17 protein-coding genes are annotated in these 20661 nt (G+C 70.6%); 7 read left to right on the top strand and 10 right to left on the bottom strand.

Annotated elements, in window-relative coordinates; translation table 11 throughout:
* Window positions 1-17: 17 nt before the first annotated feature.
* The 3 genes from BKK80_RS24920 to BKK80_RS24910 all read right to left on the bottom strand — a co-directional run bounded on the left by BKK80_RS24920 (window position 18) and on the right by BKK80_RS24910 (window position 3869).
* Window positions 18-1670 carry an AMP-binding protein gene (locus BKK80_RS24920; RefSeq protein ID WP_083384632.1) on the bottom strand — a complete coding sequence of 551 codons (1653 nt, stop codon included), beginning with the start codon at window positions 1668-1670 and terminating at the stop codon, window positions 18-20.
* Window positions 1671-1758: 88 nt separating this feature from the next.
* Window positions 1759-2529 carry an SDR family NAD(P)-dependent oxidoreductase gene (locus BKK80_RS24915; RefSeq protein WP_071039710.1) on the bottom strand — a complete coding sequence of 257 codons (771 nt, stop codon included), beginning with the start codon at window positions 2527-2529 and terminating at the stop codon, window positions 1759-1761.
* Window positions 2530-2711: 182 nt separating this feature from the next.
* Window positions 2712-3869, bottom strand: coding sequence for an MFS transporter (locus BKK80_RS24910; protein ID WP_205683752.1), 1158 nt, complete (start codon window positions 3867-3869; stop codon window positions 2712-2714).
* Between the two features lie 388 nt (window positions 3870-4257).
* Between BKK80_RS24910 and BKK80_RS24905 the strand changes: the two genes are divergently transcribed.
* The 3 genes from BKK80_RS24905 (at window position 4258) to BKK80_RS24895 (ending at window position 7757) form a co-directional block, all read left to right on the top strand.
* Window positions 4258-5688, top strand: a complete 1431-nt coding sequence (locus BKK80_RS24905; RefSeq protein ID WP_071071713.1) for an APC family permease — start codon at window positions 4258-4260, stop codon at window positions 5686-5688.
* A 235-nt stretch (window positions 5689-5923) separates the two neighbouring features.
* On the top strand, window positions 5924-6967 hold the full coding sequence (locus BKK80_RS24900) for a Dyp-type peroxidase (RefSeq protein ID WP_071022753.1): 1044 nt from the start codon (window positions 5924-5926) through the stop codon (window positions 6965-6967).
* Window positions 6960-7757 carry a family 1 encapsulin nanocompartment shell protein gene (locus tag BKK80_RS24895; RefSeq protein ID WP_071021188.1) on the top strand — a complete coding sequence of 266 codons (798 nt, stop codon included), beginning with the start codon at window positions 6960-6962 and terminating at the stop codon, window positions 7755-7757. The genes BKK80_RS24900 and BKK80_RS24895 overlap by 8 nt, the downstream gene beginning before the upstream one ends.
* 140 nt (window positions 7758-7897) lie before the next feature.
* On the opposite strand, the gene BKK80_RS24890 is transcribed toward BKK80_RS24895, so the two are convergent.
* Both BKK80_RS24890 and BKK80_RS24885 read right to left on the bottom strand, forming a co-directional pair.
* The gene (locus BKK80_RS24890; protein WP_071021190.1) at window positions 7898-8509 is read right to left on the bottom strand and encodes a TetR/AcrR family transcriptional regulator; all 612 of its coding nucleotides are present in this window, start codon (window positions 8507-8509) and stop codon (window positions 7898-7900) included.
* Window positions 8510-8758: 249 nt separating this feature from the next.
* Window positions 8759-9283 (bottom strand): copper resistance protein CopQ, encoded by a 525-nt coding sequence (locus BKK80_RS24885; RefSeq protein WP_071071711.1) that lies wholly within the window; start codon window positions 9281-9283, stop codon window positions 8759-8761.
* A 690-nt stretch (window positions 9284-9973) separates the two neighbouring features.
* Here BKK80_RS24885 and BKK80_RS24880 point away from each other — a divergent pair.
* Window positions 9974-10864, top strand: a complete 891-nt coding sequence (locus tag BKK80_RS24880; RefSeq protein WP_071021196.1) for an EAL domain-containing protein — start codon at window positions 9974-9976, stop codon at window positions 10862-10864.
* A complete protein-coding gene (locus BKK80_RS24875) occupies window positions 10861-11685 on the top strand; it encodes an EAL domain-containing protein (protein WP_071071709.1) in 825 nt (274 codons plus the stop codon). The genes BKK80_RS24880 and BKK80_RS24875 overlap by 4 nt, the downstream gene beginning before the upstream one ends.
* Here the strand turns inward: BKK80_RS24875 and BKK80_RS24870 are convergent.
* Complete coding sequence (locus BKK80_RS24870; RefSeq protein ID WP_083384637.1) at window positions 11648-12277, bottom strand: nitrogen fixation protein NifQ; 630 nt, start codon at window positions 12275-12277, stop codon at window positions 11648-11650. The genes BKK80_RS24875 and BKK80_RS24870 overlap by 38 nt on opposite strands.
* A gap of 218 nt (window positions 12278-12495) precedes the next feature.
* On the opposite strand from BKK80_RS24870, the gene BKK80_RS24865 reads away from it, so the two are divergent.
* Complete coding sequence (locus BKK80_RS24865; RefSeq protein ID WP_071021202.1) at window positions 12496-13299, top strand: BPL-N domain-containing protein; 804 nt, start codon at window positions 12496-12498, stop codon at window positions 13297-13299.
* A 26-nt stretch (window positions 13300-13325) separates the two neighbouring features.
* Here the strand turns inward: BKK80_RS24865 and BKK80_RS24860 are convergent, their stop codons facing one another.
* A complete protein-coding gene (locus BKK80_RS24860; RefSeq protein ID WP_418235914.1) occupies window positions 13326-13982 on the bottom strand; it encodes a LysE/ArgO family amino acid transporter in 657 nt (218 codons plus the stop codon).
* A 73-nt stretch (window positions 13983-14055) separates the two neighbouring features.
* Here BKK80_RS24860 and BKK80_RS24855 point away from each other — a divergent pair, with 73 nt between their 5' ends.
* Window positions 14056-14952, top strand: coding sequence for a LysR family transcriptional regulator ArgP (locus BKK80_RS24855; protein ID WP_071071707.1), 897 nt, complete (start codon window positions 14056-14058; stop codon window positions 14950-14952).
* A gap of 26 nt (window positions 14953-14978) precedes the next feature.
* Here BKK80_RS24855 and BKK80_RS24850 read toward each other — a convergent pair whose 3' ends face one another.
* From BKK80_RS24850 to BKK80_RS24840, 3 genes are read right to left on the bottom strand one after another with little or no spacing between them, the layout of a single operon-like run.
* Window positions 14979-18098, bottom strand: coding sequence for an efflux RND transporter permease subunit (locus BKK80_RS24850; protein WP_071071704.1), 3120 nt, complete (start codon window positions 18096-18098; stop codon window positions 14979-14981).
* Between the two features lie 6 nt (window positions 18099-18104).
* Window positions 18105-19265: an efflux RND transporter periplasmic adaptor subunit gene (locus BKK80_RS24845; RefSeq protein WP_071071702.1), complete on the bottom strand. Its 1161-nt coding sequence runs from the start codon at window positions 19263-19265 to the stop codon at window positions 18105-18107.
* Window positions 19266-19267: 2 nt separating this feature from the next.
* Window positions 19268-20593 (bottom strand): TolC family protein, encoded by a 1326-nt coding sequence (locus tag BKK80_RS24840; RefSeq protein WP_071039702.1) that lies wholly within the window; start codon window positions 20591-20593, stop codon window positions 19268-19270.
* Window positions 20594-20661: the final 68 nt, after the last annotated feature.

Genomic DNA, 20661 nt, shown 5'->3' with positions numbered 1-20661 from the left:
CCGGCCCACGGCGCACCTCAGCCGGCCTGCGCCAGCAAGGCGCGCAACTGCGCCTTGGCCACCTTCTCCAGCGTCGAGCGCGGCAGGCTGTCGACCAGCCTGACCTCGTGCGGCCGCTTGAAGTCAGCGAGTTGCCCCGCGCAGGCGGCGAGCACGCGCTCGTCCAGCGCGGCATCGGCCCCGGCGGCGGGGATCACGAAGGCCACCGGCACCTCTTCCAGCATCGGATGCCTGCGGGCGACCACCGCCACCTCGGCCACGCCGGGCACCAGCGCGATCACGCGTTCGATCTCTGAGGCGGCGACATTCTCGCCGCCCACCTTCAGCATGTCCTTGGCGCGGTCCGAGAAGTAGAGGAAGCCGTCTTCGCCCAGGCGCACGCGGTCGCCGGTGGCGAACAGTCCATCGGCGCGGAAGGCTGCCGCCGTGGCGGCCGGGTCGCCCGCGTATTCGAGGAACAGCGACAGCCCGCGCACGCCGCCGACGTAGAGTTCGCCGGTCGCGCCGGGCGCGACCGGCCGGCCGTCGCCGTCGAGCACGTGGATGGTGTAGCCGTTGGCGGGACGCCCCATCGACAGCGGCGCATCGGGCAGGTGCGCCGAGCCGACGGTGCCATGCGTGATGGTCTCCGTCATGCCCCACCAGCCGATGGTCTTGACGCCGAAGTGGGCATCGGTCGGCGGTTCGCACACGGCACTGCCCCAGAAGCGGTAGTGGTGATGTTCCGGCCGCGGCACCGTCAGCAGCGCACGCACGCAGAACGGCACCACCGAGGTCCAGGTGCAGCGGTGCCGTAGCGACACCGGCCAGAAGCGCGAGGCGGAGAAGCGCGGCTGCAGCACCACCGTGGCGCCCACCCATAGCGCGGCCGCCACCGAGTAGACCTGGGCATTGGTGTGGAACAGCGGCAGGTGGACCAGGTGCACGTCCTCGGCACGCAGGTCCTCGTGCAGGGCGCACTCGCGCGCGCCCCACAGAGCATTGCCGTGGGTCCACAGCACGGCCTTGGGCCGCGCGGTGGTGCCCGAGGTGTACTGGATGCCGAACGGCGCCATCGGGTCGTGCGCGCGCACGGCCAGGCCGTCCGGATCGGCGTCGATGGCGGCGAAGGGCTCGCCGGGGCCGGACGCGGCCGGCGGCGCGGCGCCGCTGTCGGTGGCGGTCACCGCCAGCCAGCCCAGCGCGGGCGCGGCAGCGGCCACCAGTTGCGCGAAGCGCGGCTGGGTGATGGCACCCACCGCGCCGCTGTGGCTGGCGAAATAGGCCAGTTCGTCGGCGCTGGAGCGGGCATTGGTGGTCACCGCCACGGCGCCGGCATAGGCGCAGCCGAGCCAGGCGATGACGCTTTCGGGACAGTTGTCGAGGTGCACCAGCACGCGTTCGGCGGGGCGCACGCCGCGCGCCTGCAGGCCCGCGGCGAAGCGGCGCACCGCCGTGGCGAAGCCGGCATAGCTCCAGCGCCGGCCCTCGCCTTCGAAGGGCTCCCAGATCAGGAAGGGATGGTCGCCGCGGCGCGCGGCCTGGGCATCGATCAGGGTACGGATATCGCAGCCGGCGAACGGATGCACGAAGGCATGCGGGAAGGGGGGCGCGATGGAATGCGCGATGGGCTGGCCGGAAGGTGCAAGGGAAGTGTCCGCAGGGGAACTGGCGGCAGCGCTGTCGGTCATGGGACTTGCCTGTCGGTGCGGGCCGGCGCGCCGGCTGCCGCGGTCATCGGTCGGTGCGTGCCGCGGCGCGGTCGCCACGGCACCGCGCTCAGAACAGCGTGTAGCCGCCGTCGATCACCAGCGTATCGCCGGTGTGGTAGCGCGAGGCATCGCTCATCAGGTAGATGGCGATGCCGGCGAAGTCGGCCGGCTCGCCCCAGCGCCGCATCGGCACGCGCTTGCCGACCATCTCCTGGAAGGCGGCGTCGGCCTGGCCGCGCGCCGTCATGTCGGTGGCGATCCAGCCCGGCAGGATGGAATGGGCGCGCACGCCGTGGCGCGCGTACTCGACCGCCAGCGCGCGCATCATCGAGATCAGGCCACCCTTGGTCGCGGCATAGTGCTCGTTGCGCGGCGCCCCCTCGATGGCGGCCACCGAGGCCGTGCCGATCAGCACGCCGCCGTCGCCCTGCTTGAGCATCTGGCGCGCGGCACCGCGCAGGGTGAAGAAGGCGCCGTCGAGATTGACGCGCAGCACGCGGTGCCAGTCCTCGCTGCGCATGTCCTCGAAGCGGCCGCCGCGCGCGCCGATGCCGGCATTGGCGAAACAGCCGTCGATGCGTCCCAGCGCCTCCACCGTTTCGGCGAAGGCCGCGTCCACCGCTGCCTCGTCGCCGACGTCGCAGCGCACCGCGTGCACGCGCCGGCCATGGCGCGCCAGCCGCTCGACGGCCGCCGCGTTCTTGTCCGCGCTGGTGCCCCAGATCGCGATGTCCGCGCCAGCCTGGGCCAGGCCTTCCGCCATGCCGAGCCCGATGCCACCGTTGCCCCCGGTGACCAGCGCTACCTTGCCGCTCAGATCGAATGCCTGATAGGTCATGTGTCTCCTCTCTCCGTGTTCGTCGCCCTGTTTGGCGCCCTGTTTGGCGCCCTGTCTGGCGCCAAGGTCGATGCCGGCGCACCCTGGCGAACGGTGCGTTCCAGTGTCGCGAACGCCCCGCGGCAGCGCGTCGTCCGAAACGACGAATCGGCCGTGACCGCTTCGGTCACGGCCGTGCGGCGTTACCGGCGCGGCAGGGTCGCGGCCCAGAACAGGGCCGCCAGCAGGCTCAGGGAGAAGCCGAGCAGGCAGACCCCGCTCCAGCCGGCCCGGTCGTAGGCCAGCGTCGATGCCAGCGCGCCGAAGCCGCTGCCCGCCGCGTAGAACAGCATGTAGCAGCCCACCAGGCGGCCCTGCGCCTGCGGCCGGGCCTGCAGGATCATGGCCTGGTTGATCACGTGGACCGCCTGCCCGCCCAGGTCCAGCAGCACGATGCCGGCCACCAGCGCCGCCATCGAAGTGGGCAGCATGCCGATCGGCAGCCAGCTCACCGCCAGGCATAGCAGCGCCAACCCGGTAGCGCGCTGCCCCAGGCCGCGATCGGCCAGGCGGCCCGCGCGCGCCGCCGCCAGCGCGCCCACCGCGCCGACCAGGCCGAAGGCGCCGATGCCGGCATGCGACATCGAGAAGGGCGGCGCCGACAGCGGCAGTACCAGCGCGCTCCAGAACGCGCTGAAGGCGGCGAACATCAGCAGACCGATCATGCCGCGCACCTGCAGCGTGCGCTCCTGCGCCAGCAGCGCCAGCATGGAGCGCAGCAGGGCCGCGTAGCTTGGCGGCCGGGGCGGCGCGGCCACCGCCGGGAGGCGCCGCCCCAGCCACACCAGCATGCCGCCGGCCAGCAGCGCGGAAGCGAGATAAACGGCGCGCCAGCCGGCCGCGTCGGCCACCAGTCCGGCCAGGGTCCGAGCCAGCAGCAGCCCGATCACCACCCCGCCCTGGGCCGCGCCCACCACGCGTCCGCGCTCGCCCGGCTCGGCCAGCGTGGCCGCATAGGCGATCAGCCCCTGCGTCATCGCGGTGCCGAACAGGCCCATGCCCAGCATGCCCGCCAGCAGCAGCGCGGGCGTGGGCGCGGCGGCGACCGCCAGCGCGGTCACGGCCAGCAGCACCAGTTGCAGCGCCAGCAGGCGCCTGCGCTCCAAGCGGTCGCCCAGGGGCACCAGCGTGACCAGTGCGAGGGCACAGCCGGCCTGGGTCGCGGTGATGATGCCGCCCACCGTGGCAGGCGGAATGCCGAAGTCCCGGGCGACGGCATCGAGCAGGGGCTGCGCGTAGTAGACGTTGGCGACGCTGAGCGCACAGGCGACCGCGAGCAGCCGCACCAGGGAAGCCGGCATCGGCACGGGCCGGGCGGACGGCGGCAGGCCATCGGGCCGTGCGGCGACACGGGATGGAAGCATGGGCGCTCCTTAGTTTCAAATTAAAACCATGTGACGCCGCAGTGTAATGAATGCGGTTTTAATTTGCAACCATATGAAGTGCCGTCAGGGATCCCGCTGAGCGAGGGCAGCCCGGACGGCCAGGCAAGCTGGTAGCCGCACGCGGCACCGTCGTCACCCTCGGTTGTGGCGCTCGGATACGCGCGCCTTGTTGCGCGCCGGGTCCTGACCCAAACTGGAGACGGTGCGATCAGGCCCGTTCCAGCGAGCGGGTTCGCCGGGGGCCGACCGTCCTGAGCCGGGGCCCCGCAGCGGGCCGGGCAGCGTCCCGGAAGGGAGGGCCACCATGGAGGCGAAGGCGCAAGGAGGGCTGGAGGCGGGCGCGCTCGGACTGGGCGAATCGGTCGTGATGGGCGTAGCCGGCACGGCGCCGGCCTTCAGCCTGGCGGCGACCACCGCCACGCTGATCGCCACCGTCCACACCCTGGCGCCGGCCAGCCTGCTGTACTGCGGCCTGATCATGTTCGGCGTGACCCTGGCCTACCGCCAGCTCAACCGCCTGCAGCCGGACGCGGGGGCCTGCTATGCCTGGGTCGGCACGGCCTTCCATCCCGTGCTGGGCTTCCTCGCCGGCTGGGCGCTGCTGGTCGCCTCGGCGGTGTTCATGGTTTCCGGCACCATCCCCGCCGCCACCGCGACGCTGCTGCTGCTCGATCCGGCGCTGGCCGCGCGGCCGGCACTGGTGACCCTGGTGGCCGCCGGCTGGCTGCTGCTGGTGAGCGCGGTGGTGATCAAGGGCATCAAGCTCACCAGCTACACCCAGGTCGCGATGACGGTGGTGGAGCTGGCCGTGCTGGTGGCGGTCTCGGTGGCCGCCCTCGCCCATGCCACGCGGCACGCGCCGCATGCGCTGGCGCTGTCCTCGCTGTCCGCGCTGTCCGCGCTGTCGCCCTGGCACTTCACGCCCCACCTGTTCGCCAACGGGGCGCTGGTGGCGCTGTTCTTCTTCTGGGGCTGGGACGTGACCGCCAACCTGACCGAGGAGACGCGCGATCCCTCACGCGTGCCCGGCCGTGGCGCGCTGCTCGCCATGGGCATCGTGCTGGCGCTGTTCATCGCCTTCGTCGCTGCCTGCCTGCTGGTGCTGTCGGATACCGAGATCCGGCAGGCCGGCACCAACGTGGTCTTCGCGCTCGCCTCGCGGCTGTTCCCCCGCCCGTGGGACTACCTGGCCGTGCTGGCAGTGATGCTCAGCACCGTCGGCACGCTGGAGACGTCGATCCTGCAGTTCAGCCGCACGCTCTATGCCAGCGGCCGCGACGGCCTGCTGCACGGGCGCTACGCGCGCCTGCATCCGGTCTGGCGCACGCCGTGGGTGGCCACGCTGGTGATCTCCGGCTGCGGACTGCTGTTGCTGCTGGCCGCCGCCACCTTCGACAGCGTCGGCGAGATCATCCAGGACTCGGTCAACGCCATCAGTTTCCAGGTGGCCTTCTACTACGGCCTGGTCGGCTTCGCCTGCGCCTGGCGCAGTTACCGCGCGGCCGCGGGCACTGCCGATCTGGCGCTGATGGTGGCCTGGCCCGCGGCGAGCGCGGCCTTCCTGTGGGCCGTCGCGCTGTACAGCATGCCGGCCTTCGATTTCACTGCGCGCGTGATCGCCGTCGGCGGCATCGCCATCGGCGTGGTGCCGCTGCTGCTGGGACGGCGCCGGCGCCGTCTCGCGCGCACCGCCGCGGGGGACGAGAGGCAGCGGGATGCGGCGGACACCGGGTAGTGGGTAGAGGGCGGAGGGCAAAGGGTGGAGGGCCCGGTGCCGTGAGCGCTGTACCTTGCCCGCTGTATCTTGCCTTTTGCGCGTGGTTCGGGTTACATATCCTGCGTCGCCCACCAAGGAAATGTATGGATTCGACGCGCATGAAATGGTCGCTCCGCCGGCCGCGAGCCGCCGCCGGCCGCAGCGCCACCCGACACACCACGCGGCCCGCCGCGCCAGCCGGGGGACGCGGCAGATGAACGGCAGCACCCCGCAGGCGGTCAATGCGCCCATCACGCGCTCCGCCATCTTCCTCGTCCTTACCCTCCAACCCGATGCCGCCAGCCACGCCGCCGTGCGCGCGCTGTGCGCCGACCTGGCCGCGCTGGTGCGCTCGGTCGGCAAGCGGGTGCCCGCCGGCCGCCTGTCGTGCGTGTGCGGCTTCGGCTCCGACGCCTGGGATACGCTGTTCGGCGCCCCGCGCCCGGCCGGCCTGCACCCCTTCCGCGCGGTCGGCCAGCCGCCGCGCGTAGCGCCGGCCACGCCCGGCGACGTGCTGTTGCACATCCGTGCCGAGCAGATGGACCTGTGCTTCGAGCTCGCCGCGCAGATCATGACCCGGCTGGGCAGCGCGGTCGCCACCGCCGACGAGGTGCATGGCTTCCGCTACTTCGACCAGCGCAGCATGGTCGGCTTCGTCGATGGCACCGAGAACCCGGAAGGCGAGGAAGCGCTCGACTTCACCCTGGTCGGCGCCGAGGATGCGGACTTCGCCGGCGGCAGCTATGTGATCGTGCAGAAATACCTGCACGACATGACCGCATGGAATGCGCTGCCGGTGGAAATGCAGGAGCGCATCATCGGCCGTACCAAGCTGTCGGACATCGAACTGGCCGAGGGCGTGAAGCCGAGCTGGTCGCACAGCTCGCTGACCACGCTCGAGGAAAATGGCGCGGAGGTCAAGATCCTGCGCGACAACATGCCCTTCGGACGCCCCGGCGCGGGCGAGTTCGGCACCTACTTCATCGGCTACGCGCGTTCGCCGGCGCCCACCGAGACGATGCTGGAGAACATGTTCGTCGGCAATCCGCCCGGCAACTACGACCGGCTGCTCGATTTCAGCACGGCGGTGACCGGCGGCCTGTTCTTCGTGCCTTCGGCGCCGCTGCTGGAAGCGCTCGCCGAGCGCGAAGCCGCCACCGCGCCGGCCCCGCTGCCGGCCTCCGATGCGCTGGCCGCGCCCGCCGGCGATGGCTCGCTGCGCATCGGCTCACTCAAAGGAGCTTCCCAGCATGAATAACCTGCATCGCGAACTGGCCCCGATCTCGAGCGAGGCCTGGGCGCAGATCGAGGAAGAAGTGGCGCGCACCTTCAAGCGCGCGCTCGCCGGGCGCCGCGTGGTCGACGTCAAGGGCCCCAACGGCAATGCCTTCGGTGCCGTCGCCACCGGCCGCCAGGCCGCCATCGCCGCGCCGCGCGAGGGCGTGCAGGCCAGGCAGCGCGAGGTCAAGGCCGTGGTCGAACTGCGCGTGCCTTTCACTTTGTCGCGCGATGCGATCGACGCCGTCGAGCACGGCGCCAACGATGCCGACTGGCAACCCGCCAAGGATGCGGCCACGCGCATGGCGCTGGCGGAAGACAGCGCCATCTTCGACGGCTATGCGGCCGCCGCCATCGTCGGTATCCGCGCGGGCAGTTCGAACCAGCCGGTGCCGTTGCCGGCCAAGGTGGCCGACTATCCCGCCGCCATCGCACAGGCGCTGAGCCAGCTGCGCCTGGCCGGCGTGGACGGCCCCTACTCGGTGCTGCTCGGCGCCGATGCCTACACCGCGTTGAGCGAGGCCAGCGACGGCGGCTATCCGGTGCGCGAGCACATCGAACGCATCGTCAACGGCGAGATCATCTGGGCGCCGGCCATCCGTGGCGGCTGCGTGCTCTCCACGCGCGGCGGCGACTTCGACCTGCATCTCGGCCAGGACCTGTCGATCGGCTACCAGCGCCATGACGACACGACCGTCAGCCTCTATCTGCAGGAAACGCTGACCTTCCTGCTGCAGACTCCTGAAGCGGCGGTGGCGGTCATGCCCTGAGGTCCCGCTCGCGCGCGCGGCGCCACCGCCTTGCCGCGTGCCGCCCGGGCAAACAAAAAGCCGGCCCTTTTCAGGGCCGGCTTTTTGTTGCTTTCATTCTGGCTTGCACCGCATTGCCGCGCGCGCAGGCGTGCCGCGGATCAGGATGCCGTCGCCACTTCCGCGCGCGCCACCTGGACCGGATCCGGCGAAGCGTAGGCCACCAGCAGCTTGCCCGCTGCCTCCAGCCGCTCCGGCGAACCGAACAGGCGGTTCGACACCACCGCGCTCTGCAAGGCGGCGTAGATCACCTGCGCCAGGGCCAGCGGCGGCACCGGCAGTACCTTGCCGTACTGCTGCTGCGCGCGCTCCAGCATCTTCGCCAGGCGGAGTTCCTGGGTACGGAAGAATTCGCGGATCACCGACTGTGCGTCGTCCGACAGGCTCAGGGCCTCGTTCGCCAGCATGCCCGCCAGGCAGATCTGGTCGCTGCCGCAAGCCGCCGTGCGCAGGGCCTCGAGATAGGCGCGCGCCTGCTCCTGAGGCGACTCCAGCGCATCCACGGCCTTCATGCGCTCCAGCACGCGGGCGCTGTATTCCTTGACCGCCTCCAGCACCAGGTCGTCCTTGGAGGGGAAGTAATAGTGGATGCTCGAGGTCTTGACCCCGACCAGTTCGGCCAGGTCCCGATAGCTGAAGCCGTTCACGCCGCGGCGGCGGATCAGCACCAGCGTGTGCTCGAGCAGTTGTTCACGGACGGTTTGGGTTTTCATGGTGCGATCTTATCTATCTATCGATAGAGTCTCAAGCATATCCTATGTGCATCCGCACATACAGCCCGCACCGCGCTCACGCCGGCAGCACTTGCGCCGCCAGGGTCACCAGCGAGCCGCTGGCCAGGCACAGGAACACCCAGCCGGCCAGGATCAGAACGCTATCCCGCAGTCTCATGATCGCTTCTCCACTCACCTGCTAACGCGGGGCGGCGCCGGCCACGGGCCGCCGCCACCCCGCCATCCACATCAGGCCAGCGCGCCGTCGGTGTACGGGTCGGCCTTGCGGGCCGGCTCCGACGACACGCCGCTGCGGTCCAGGCCTGCCACGATGCGGGCACCGTCGGTGTACGGGTCGAACTTGCCGACCTTGGCACCGTCCGTGTACGGATCGAACTTGCGGGCCGGCTCCGACGACACGCCGCTGCGGTCCAGGCCTGCCACGATGCGGGCACCGTCGGTGTACGGGTCGAACTTGCGGGCCGGCTCGGACGACACGCCGCTGCGGTCCAGGCCCGCCACGATGCGGGCGCCGTCGGTGTAGGGGTCGAACTTGCCGACCTTGGCGCCGTCCGTGTACGGATCGGCCTTGCCCGCCTTGGCCCCGTCCGTGTAGACGCTGCGCGCGTCATTGCCGCGGAACACGTAGCCGTAGCGGTCGCCCGAGATGCCGCTGTCCTTCGGGCCCGAGGCGTAGGCCTGGCCGCCCAGCACGGCGGCAGCCAGCACGGCGGCGGTGATCAGGGTCTTGGTGAAGGTCTTGTTGGTGCTCATGATGCTCTCCTTGTCTAGCAAGAATCCACGCGATCGGGATCCGGTTGGTCTGCGGCGCGGCGCTTGATGCCGGGCCGGTTAGGTATCTACTTGCATCTACTTGTAGATAGAGAACCGGTCCTGAAAAAACGGGGAAATCCCCGATGTCGCGCTGGATCCTCTTTTTCTTTCCTGCCGCCGGTGGCGGAGGGGAAGCAGCGATCCATGAACACATGGTATCTACTGGTAGATAGATAGTCAAGGAATTTTTTGCGCTGCCGCAACAAGAAGCAGGACGCTGCCTCCGCCATCGACCGCTCCACGTGTCGTGCCGGACACGCCTGCTGTCTCATGGGCCCATATGCTGTGCATGTGTCAGCCCGGACGCTCCCCGACCGCCTCGACACTCCCCTCGCGCGCGGGGTGTATTCGCCGCCACGGCGCCCGGGAGAGATGCCGCACCGACGATCCCTCCGTTCCGGGGGCATGTTCAAGCGCCCGCCTCTCTTAGTCTGCGAACCGGATCCACGTCGATACCGCTTCCTGCCACTGCATCGCCAGCGCGATGACATTGTTCCGCCCATTTCCCGCCAGCCGCCTTGCCGGCCCCGCCGCCCCGCATGTCCCGTTCCTCGCACCGAGCGGGTCCACCCTGCTTGCGCGGACCTGCCGCTCCGGCCTGGCCGTGGCCAACAGGAAGGCGTCCCGGCCATGAAGGATGCGCCGAAAGACCACGCGCCGCCGCCCGATGAAACGCTGCTGGGGCGGGAATTGCCCGCAGCGATGCGGCGAGGAGAACTGGCGCTGCGGCTGCGGCCCATCGTCGCCGGACGCAACGGCCGCTGGTGCGCGGCGGAGGTGGAGCCGGTCTGGCAGCACCCGCTGTATGGGGTGCTGCCGCCCCCGTTGCTGGCGCGCGTGGCACGCCACTGCGGCATGCGCGCCGCCCTGGGCGACTGGCTGCTCGACACCGTGCTGGCCGACCTGAAGCGCTGGAGCCACCTGGCCCCGCAACCATTCCGCATCCACCTGCGCGCCTCGCTAGGCGAACTGTCCGTGCCACATGCCCAGAAGCGCGTGCTCGACGCGCTGCGCCAGCACGGCATCGGCGCGGGCCGCCTGGTACTGGCGCTGCCGGAAAGCGTGGTCGCGCAGGCAGCGGAACAGTGCCAGCCCGGATTCGCCAGCCTGCGCGCGCTCGGCGCACGTATCGCGCTGGCCGGCTTCGGCAATGGTTACTCCACGCTGGGACTGCTGCGCGAGATGCCCATCGATGAACTGTGGATCGATCCGCGGCTGGTCGGCACCCTCGCCTTGCCCGAGCCGCGCGGCATGGCGATCGTGTCGGCGGCAATCGAGGTGGCGCGGGCCCTCGACCTCGAGATCGGCGCGCGCGGCGTCGACAGCCGCCCGCAGCGGGTCGCATTGCGCACGCTCGGCTGCGATGCGCTGCAGGGCGACGCCATCGCGCCCCCGCTGGTGCCGGATGCCTTCCTGCGCCGCCTGCTCGGTGAACCTGCGCCGGCATGGCACGAGAGTGGCGATCGCACCGCGCCTGCCGATCCGCCGCGCGAAACCCGCCACACGTACTACGCGCCATGAGCGCCGGCAAAGGCTACGACGGCAGGCACGGCGCCTCACGCGCGGGCATGATCGAGGCCGGCCTCGCGCGCGCCATGCAGCTGGACGAACTGCACCTGATGTTCCAGCCCAAGTTCGGCACGGCCTTGGGCGAGCTGACCGGTGCCGAATGCCTGCTGCGCTGGCGCCACCCGCGCCTGGGCAACATCCCGCCGGACGAGTTCATCCCGGTCGCCGAGGCCGGCGGCCAGATCGCGCCGCTGACCGGCTGGGTCATCCATGAGGCCTGCCGGCAACTGGCCGCATGGCGCCAGGCCGGCTTCTCGCCGCCCCCGCTGGCGGTCAATATCTCGCTCAGCCACCTGAGCGAAGGCGACCTCGCCGGCTGCCTGCACGAAGCCCTGGCGCGGCATGGCCTGGCGGCCGCCAGCCTGATGCTGGAGGTCACCGAGTCCACCCGCATCGGCGCGTCCACGCATATGAAGGGCCTGCTCGGCCATCTGCGCGCGATCGGCGTCGGCGTCGCCATCGACGACTTCGGCACCGGCTACTCCAACCTGCTCCATCTCCACGAGCTGGACGTGGACCAGATCAAGATCGACCGGGTCTTCATCAGCGCGCTGGAGAGCGAGGACACGCGGGCGCATCGCCTGCTGCTGGCGCTGATCCGGCTTGCCAAGCGGCTGCGCATCCAGGTGGTCGCGGAAGGTGTGGAGAACGCGCGCCAGCTGCGCGCGCTGGCGCTGATGGGGTGCGACCAGGTGCAGGGCTACTACCTGTCGCGCCCGCTCAGCGTGGCGGGCTTTACCGAACTGCTGGCGCGGCAGCGCTGGCTTGGCTAGCCGGGCCGTGGATCGGCACGGCCCCCGCCCGGCCTTCCGGGCCGTGACATTGCGCATAGTGGTCGCAACGGCTGCAGGACGGCTCGGGACAGGGATGCAGGTCCAGGCGGGCGCAGACGCGATGGTAGAAGAACTTCTTCCACTTCATATCGGTGGTGTTGGCGGCGAACACCGGCGCGAACCGGGTGCGCAGCAGGTCCGAGACATCATCGCGTCCGCCCAGCCCCATGTCCTCCCACAGATGTCCTCCGCCGAAGCAGCCGGATGCCAGCGCATGGGCGGTCCAGCGCACCGCCACGCCGTCGCGGCCGGGACTGCGCCCGTCCCACAGCATGTCCACCAGGTCGGCGAATTCGCAGGGCAGCGCCGCGGCATCCACGTTCGGCGCATCGGGGGCCCAGCCCGCCGCCGCCGCGCCGGGAAAGTACCGGTCGAGCAAGACGCGGAACTCTTGGCTGGGCAGGCCCAGCCATTGCGCGAACGCGGGCAGGCGCCCGCTTGCGGCGCTCTCCAGCACGCCGGCGAGCGCGCGCGCGACGAGATCGCCCGGATGGGCGGCAAAGGCGTCGAGAATCAGCAGCGAACGGTTCATGGGGTACGGGCGGCAGGAACGGCGGGAGCGGTGCGGCGGGCCGGGCCGCCGCACCGCAAGCACAGATCGAAATATATAGAGGTATATAACGAGGGTCAAAACCCTGTGCAGGGCGCGGACACGCCGATGCCGTGTCGACGCAGCCCGGGCCGGCGGAATCTGGCTTAGACTGCGCAGGAACCCCGGCGCCGCAACGCCACGATCGCTCCGGAATCCGCATGCCGAAACCCCAGATCCTTACCTACATCGACGCCGGCGCATCCGACTGGACCGCCTGCCTGATGCGGACCATCGGACAGCAGCTGCATCCCGGCGAATATGAGATGCGCACGGTGATGGCCGCCGATATCCGGCTGGACCCGACCTTGTTCGACCACGCGGTCATGTTCGTGATGCCGGGCGGCGCCGACCTGCCTTACTGCGCAGCGCTCAATGGCGCGCCCAACGCGCGTATCCGGCGTTTCGTCGAAGCCGGCGGCACCTATCTCGGCATCTGCGCGGGGGCCTACTATGCCTGCCGGGAGCTGGCCTTCCATGCAGGCACCCGCGGCGCGATCTGCGGCCCGCGCGAGCTGAGCTTCGTCGACGCGGTCGCGGTGGGTTCGCTGCCGGAACTGACCGGAGGCCTCCTCTACGACGGCACGCCGCGCACCACCGCAGCGGTGACGCTGCGCACCACGGACCACCTGTCGCCGGCACCGCTGGCGCTGTATACGCACTACCACGGCGGCTGCCGTTTCGATTTCGACGCGGCGCCCGGCGCCGGCACGCAGGTGCTGGCGGTCTATGCGGATCTCGGCGGCACGCCCCCCGCCATCGTCAGTGCGCGCGTCGGCAAGGGCCGCGCGATCCTGAGCGGCGTCCACCTGGAAATCTCGGAGCTGGAGTGCCAGGAAGCGCTGCAGGGACACAGCGACAAGGCCAGCCACGCGCACGTCTGCCAGCGGCTGGCGCAGACCGGCGACGCGCGTCTGGCGGTGTTCCGCCAGCTGCTGGCGCACGGCGGGCTCAAGCTGGGCTGAGCACCGCGCGCGCCGCGCGCCCCGCCTCAGAAGCCCAGCACCACATGGCGCACCAGCAGCGCAGACAGCGCGAACATGGTCGCGCCGATCAACGCATCCAGCACCTGCCAGGCCTTCGGCCGGGCGAACCACGGTGCCAGCCGGCGCGCGCCGAAGCCCAGCAGTCCGAACCAGAGCAGGCTGGCCCCGCTCGCGCCCGCCACGAACCAGCCGCGCAGCGCCGCCGGCTGCTGCGCGCCCATGCTGCCGACCAGCAGCACCGTATCGAGATAGACGTGCGGATTGAGCAAGGTGAACGCCGCCGCCTGGGCCAGCACCGCGCCCCGGCCGGCCCCGATGCCGCCCGCCGCGGCCTGCAGCCGGTGGGACTGCAGCGCACGCCGCCAGGCCTGCAAGCCATAGACGGCCAGGAAGACCGCGCCGGCCAGCGCCAGCACGCGCGCCAGGCCGGGACGCTCTCCCAGGGCCTGGGCCATGCCCATCACACCCGCGCAGATGAGCAAGGCATCCGCCAGCGCACAGAACAGCACCACGCTGCCGACATGCTCGCGGCGCAGGCCCTGGCGCAGCACGAAGGCATTCTGCGCGCCGATGGCGACGATCAGCCCGAGGCCGAGGGCAAGGCCCTGCAGCACGACGGACATGGCAAGCGGAGCGGTGGTGGAAAGTGGAAGGCTCATCATGGCGCCAGCTTGCCAGCCTCCATGGATGAAGCCAAACTATCTTTCCTACATCAACATTAGCGGAACTTCATCGATGCTGGATTACTCGGCGCTGGCGGCATCGGTTGCCGTGGTTCGGGAAGGAAGCTTCGAGCGGGCGGCGCGCGCGCTGCATGTGACACCATCGGCCATCTCGCAGCGCATCCGGCAGCTGGAGGAGCGCGTCGGCTGCCCGCTGGTGGTGCGCGAGCAACCCTGCCGGGCCACGGAAACGGGACGGCGGCTGTGCCAGCACGTCGACCGCGTGCGCCTGCTCGAGCAAGAACTGCAGGGGGCACTGCCGGCGCTCGCCCCGCAGGGGCTGGCGCGCGTGACCTTGCCGGTGGCGGTGAACGCCGACAGCCTGGCGACCTGGGCCGCGCCGGCCATCGCCACCTTCGCGGCGGCGCACCCCGTGCTGATGGACGTGACGGTGGACGACCAGGACCACACCACCGAGTGGCTGCGCAGCGGCGCCGTGCTGGCCGCGGTGACGGCCACCGCGCACCCGGCCGCCGGGTGCAACAGCCGCCCGCTGGGCGCCATGCGCTACCTGGCGGCGGCCAGCCCCGCCTTCGTGCGCCACCATTTCGCCAGCGGCGTCGGCGCCGGTACGCTGGCCAGGGCGCCCAGCCTGGTGTTCAACAGCAAGGACGCCTTGCAAGCGCACTGGGCGCGGCGCCTGTGCCACCGGCACGTCGAGCTGCCGCGCCACGCCCTGCCCTCGTCGCAGGCCTTCGTCACCGCAGCGCTGGCCGGCATGGGCTGGGGCCTGCATCCGCTGGGGCTGATCGCCCCCCATCTCGCCGACGGCTCGCTGGTCGAACTGGTGCCGGACACGCCGCTGGACGTGCCGCTGCACTGGCAATACGCACGCGCGGCGTCCGGCCTGCTGGAGCGCTTGAGCGAGGAGGTGCTGGCGGCGGCGCGTGCCGCGCTGCTGCCGGCCTGAGCGGAAATCAGGGCTGGCGGCTGCGCTTACACGGGCGCGTCCCGCACCGGATCCGCCTTCTTGTCGTCGAACCAGCGATACAGCACCGGCACCATCACCAGCGTCAGCAGCGTCGAGGTGATCAGGCCGCCGATCACCACCACCGCCAGCGGGCGCTGGACCTCGGAGCCCGGGCCGTTGGAGAACAAGAAGGGCACCAGGCCCAGCATGGCGATGGTGGCCGTCATCATCACCGGGCGGAAGCGCTGGGTCGCGCCCAGTGCCACGGCCTCGGCCACCGGCACGCCGGCTTCGCGCTGCGAGCGGATGTAGGACACCAGCACCACGCCGTTCAGCACCGCCATGCCCCACAGGGCGATAAAACCCACCGAGGCCGGCACCGACAGGTACTCGCCGGTGACGAACAGGCCGATCACGCCGCCGATCGAGGCGAACGGCAGCACGGTGATGATCAGCGTGGCCAGGCGCAGCGAGTTGAACAGCAGGAACAGCAGGAAGAAGATCGCGGCGATGGTGACCGGCACGATGATCTTCAGGTGGCCCATGGCACGTTCCATGTTCTGGAACTGGCCGCCCCACTCGAGATAGTAGCCGTCCGGCAGCTTGACCTTGGCGGATGCGGCCTGCTGCAGCTCGCCGACAAAGCCGCCCAGGTCGCGTCCGTTGACGTTGATCATCACCACCACGCGGCGCTTGCCCATCTCGCGGCTGATCTGCGCCGGACCGTCGTTGACCTCGATCTTCGCCACGCTCTGCAACGGCACCTGCACGCCGTCGGGCGCCGTCACCAGCAACTGGCGGATCGCCTGCACATTGCCGCGGAAGGCCTCGGGCAGGCGCACCGCCGCGCTGAAGCGGCGCTCGCCCTCGAAGACGTCGGTGGCGCGCTTGCCACCGATGGCGATCTCGATCAGGTCGTGGATATCGGATACGTTCAGCCCGTAGCGCGCAATGGCCTGGCGGTCGATCTCGATCGACAGGTACTGCTGCCCGGTGACACGCTCGATGCGGATATCCTGCGCCCCCGCGATGCCCCCGGCCACGCGCGCGATCTCGCCGGCCAGCTCGCGCAGCTTGCCGAGGTCGTCGCCGAAGACCTTGACCGCCACGTCGGAGCGCACGCCGCTGACCATCTCGTCGACACGGTCGGAGATCGGCTGCGCCATCACGATCTGCGCGCCGGGAATGGCCTTGAGCTTATCGCGGATGGCATTGGCGATATCGTCCTGGGTCCAGCCGTCGGGCCACTCGTCGCGGTCCTTCAGGCTGGCGATCGGCGTCGACTCGTTCTGGCCCTGCGGGTCAGCCGGGCTTTCGCCACGGCCCACGCCGGACACCACCGATTTCACGCCCGGCACCGACAAGGCCAGCTTGTTGGCCTCCCTCTCCAGCTTGATCGACTCCTCCAGCGAAATGTTCGGCACGCGATCCAGCGCCGGCACGATCGAACCCTCCTTCATCTCGGGGATGAAGGAAGTACCCAGCAGCGGCACCACCGCGATGGCGGCGGCGAAGGCGCCCACCGCGCAGATAACAGTCTTGCGGCTGTTGGCCAGCGCCCAGTGCAGCAGGCGCAGGTAGTGGCGCTTGAGGAAGGCGATCACGCGGGTGTCGTGCTCGGCCCCGCCCTTGAGCAGGTAGGACGACAGCACCGGCGACAGCGTCAGCGACAGGATCAGCGAGATCGCCAGCGCGATCGAGATGGTGAAGGCCAGCGGCGCGAACATCTTGCCTTCCATGCCGGACAGCGTCATCAGCGGCAGGAACACCAGGATGATGATGCCGACGCCGACGATCACCGGCGTGGCCACCTCGCCGACCGCCTTGACCAGGATCTCGGTCTTGCTCATGCCGGCTTTGTCGCGATGGCCGAGCCGCTCGAAGGCGTTCTCCACCACCACCACCGAGCCGTCCACCATCAGGCCGATGGCGATCGCCAGCCCCCCCAGCGACATCAGGTTGGCCGACAGCCCCACCTGGTTCATCACCATGAAGGTCAACAGGGGCGTCAGCACCAGCGTCGCCAGCACCACCACCGAGGAGCGCACGTCGCCCAGGAACAGGAACAGCACGATCACCACCAGCACCACCCCTTCGAGCAGCACCTTGGTCACCGTCCACAGCGCGGCGTCCACCAGCTCGCTGCGGTCGTAGTAAGGCACGATCTGCAGCTTGCCCGGCAGCATGCCGCGCGCGTTGATCTCGGCCACGCGCGCCTTGACCCGGCTCACCACCTCCTTGGCGTTGCCCCCGCGCGTCATCATCACGATGCCGCCGACCGCCTCGGTCCGCCCGTCCTTGATCAGCGCGCCCTGGCGCACCTCGTGCCCGATCTTGACCTCGGCCACGTCGCGCACGTAGACCGGCGTGCCGTCGATCTCCTTGAGCACGATGCTGCCGATATCGTCGAGGCCGCGCACCAGGCCCACGCCGCGGATCAGGTACTGCTCCGCGTAGTGCGGCAGCACGCCGCCGCCGGAGTTGGCATTGTTGCGCGCCAGCGCCTGGTAGACCTGCTGCACCGAGACCTGGTAGTGGCGCATGCGGTCGGGATTGACCAGCGCCTGGTACTGGCGCACGTAGCCGCCCTGCGAGTTGATCTCGGCGACGCCGGGGATCGAGCGCAGCAGCGGGCGCACCACCCAGTCCTGGGCGATGCGGCGCTCGGCCAGTTCTTCCTGGGTCAGCTCGCGCTCGCCGTCATCGGCATGGTCGAGCGTGTACTGGTAGACCTCGCCGAGGCCGGTCGAGACCGGGCCCAGCACCGGTGCCACGCCTTCCGGCATGCGCCCGCCCACCTCGATCAGCCGCTCCATCACCAGTTGCCGGGCGAAGTAGACGTCGGTCGCATCGGTGAAGACCAGGGTGATCAGCGACAGCCCGGGCTTGTTCAGCGAGCGCATTTCCTGCAGGCCCGGCAGACCGGTCATCGCCATCTCGACCGGCACCGTGACGAAGCGCTCGACCTCTTCGGGCGAGCGGCCGATCGCCTCGGTGGCAATCTGCACCTGCACATTGGTCACGTCGGGGAAAGCGTCCACCGACAGCTTCTTGGCCGCGCCCAGGCCGAACGCGAACAGCACCACGGCGAGCACGCACACCACCAGCCGCTGCTTGATGGCGGCCTGTACTAGGGATCGGATCATGGCGGCTTACCCCTGTTCGAGTCGCTTGCGCTCGTTGTCGAGGTGGAAGGCCCCCTCGACCACGATGCGGTCGCCGGCGCGGATACCGCCCTGCACCACGCGCATGCCATCGCTCTCGGCGCCGAGCTTGACCTTGGTCAGGCGATACTGTCCGCCAGGCTGCTCCACGTAGACCAGTTCATCGCCGCCGTCGCGCACGATGGCCGACTCGGGCACCACCAGCTGGTCCACCGCCATGCTGGCGATCAGCATGCTGGCCAGCATGGCCGGCTTGAGCCGTCCTTCCTTGTTCTCCAGCTCGGTGCGCACCAGCACCGTGCGCGACTGCGGATTGACCACCCGGCCGACGTAGATCAGCTTGCCGGTGATGCGGTCGTGACCGGCGCCATTGGCCAGCGACGGCACCTCGATGTCCACGCTCTGCCCTTCCGCCACCAGCGCGGCCTGCTGCTCCGGCACTTCGGCCACGACCCAGACGCGCGACAGGTCGGCCACCGTATAGAGCGCGTCGGCCGGCTGCACCACCTGGCCCTGGGCCACGTTGCGCTCGACCACGGTGCCGCTGACACTGGAGAACACCGGTGAATAAGAGTCGATGCTGCCGCTGCGGGCCAGCTCGGCGACGGCACCCTGCGACATACCCAGCACGCGCAACTGGTCGCGGTAGGCGCGCATCTCGGCCGAGGCGATCGCATACTCGCTCTCGCGCCGCTGCAGCTCGCCGCGCCCGATCACGTCGGCGGCGTACAGCTGGCGCGCGCGCTCGGCGTTGCGCGCCTGCAGCTCGGTCTGCGCCTCGGCCTTGAGGAAGGCCATCTGCGCGGTGCCCAGCTCGCTGCTGTGCAGGCGCGCCAGCACCTGGCCGGCCCTCACTTCCTGGCCGAGCATGGCATACAGGTCGGTGACGCGGCCGGTCACACTGGCGCCGATGCGCGCCACGCGCTGCTCGTCGAAATCGATGCGGCCGGCCACGCGCAGCATCTCGCTGAAGGCGCTGGTGGCGGCCGGCGCCACCTTCAGCGTCTTCTGCAGTGTCTCTTCGGGCTTGACGATGCCCGGCGGCAGCCTGGCCGGCTCGGCCGCCGGGGCCGCTTGGTCGGAGCAGCCGGTCAGCGCGGCGAAGGCCGCGGCGCAAGCCAGCAGCGAAAGGGAAAAGGTCGGGCGCATGGTCATTGGAGTCCGGTGGATGCGGGCGTCGACGGCACCGTCGACAGCAGTTTCTCGATCTGGATGGCGGCGAGCTGCAGCTCGTACTGAGCGGCGATCAATTCGCCGCGGGCGCTGCGCAGCACGCGCTGCGCGTCGATGTAGTCGAGGATGCCGCGCTCGCCGAAGCGGTAAGCGGACTCCGCCACGGCCAGCGCGGACTCGGCCTGGCGCACGATGCCGGACTCCAGCGCCGTGACCTGGGCCTGGGCCGCCTCCATCTGGTGATAGGCCGTCTCCAGTTCCTGGCTCAGCTCGAATTCGCGCGCCTCCAGCGTGCTGCGCGCCTGGGCGGCCTGCGCCACGGCCTCGTTGACCGGCCCGCTGCGGCGATCCCACAGCGGAATGGTCAGCACCAGGCCGACCTGGGTGACCGTGTTGTCAGGCTGCCGCTCCGTGCTCGCGCGCAGCGACACTTCGGGCAGGCGCAGCGAGCGCTGGTAGTCGACCGCCAACCGCGCCCGTTCCAGCTCCATGCGGCGCTGCGCCAGCTCGGCGCTCTCGCTGCCGAGCTGCTCGCGCAGGCGCGGCAGCGGCGGCAGCGCCACGGCATCGCCCAGCGAGCCGCTGAGTGCGAAATCGGCCGGCATGGCACCGCCCACGTGCTGGCGCAGCGCGGCGCGCGCCTGCTCCACGCGCAGTTGCGCCGCCTGCCTGGTCTTCTGCGCGGTCAGCAGTTCGGTCTCGGCCTTGATCAGCTCATAGCGCGGCGCCTCGCCCACGTCGACACGCAGGCGGGCGCGGGCATGGATCTGCCGCATCATGCTCAGGTCCTCGCGTGCCGCGGCCAGCTCGCTCTCGCGGCGCAGGGTCTCATAGAAGGACTGCTTGACGCGCGCCGACAGGTCCGCGCGCCAGGCCTGGCGGCCGGCCTGGGTGGCATCGAGCTGGCGCCGCGCGATCTCTTCGCGCAGGCTGCGCTGCCGCGGGTAGTCGAACTTCTGCGTGATGGCATAGGTGGGCGCGCTGCCGCTCGCCACACCGGCCGTGCGCCCCGACAGGCGGCCGTACAGCACCTCGACCTGCGGGTTCGGATAGGCGCGGGCACTGGTGACGGCCGCGCTGGCGGCGTCGACGCCGGCCTGGGCGGCGAGCGCCCCCTGGTTGGTCGACTGCGCCAGCGCCAGGAGCCGGGACAGGGAGAAGGTGTCGGCGGGGGAGCGCGCGGCGGCCGGCGGGGCGGCAGCAGCCGCCGCGGAGGGCGCGCTGGCGGCGGCCGTCCCAGCCTGCGCCGGCGGCAAGGCGAACGCGAGCGACGCGGTCAAGACTAGCGTGGTGGTGGTCTTCATGGACAGGCAAACAGGCCGCACGGCCGTGCGCCAGCCACCGTCGCCCCAGGGGCGACGGCAAGCCGGCT

Source organism: Cupriavidus malaysiensis, from assembly GCF_001854325.1.
In the GTDB taxonomy this organism is placed as follows: Bacteria; Pseudomonadota; Gammaproteobacteria; order Burkholderiales; family Burkholderiaceae; genus Cupriavidus; species Cupriavidus malaysiensis.
Note: the sequence above shows the minus strand (reverse complement) of the source record. Positions and strands in the feature narration are given on the sequence as shown.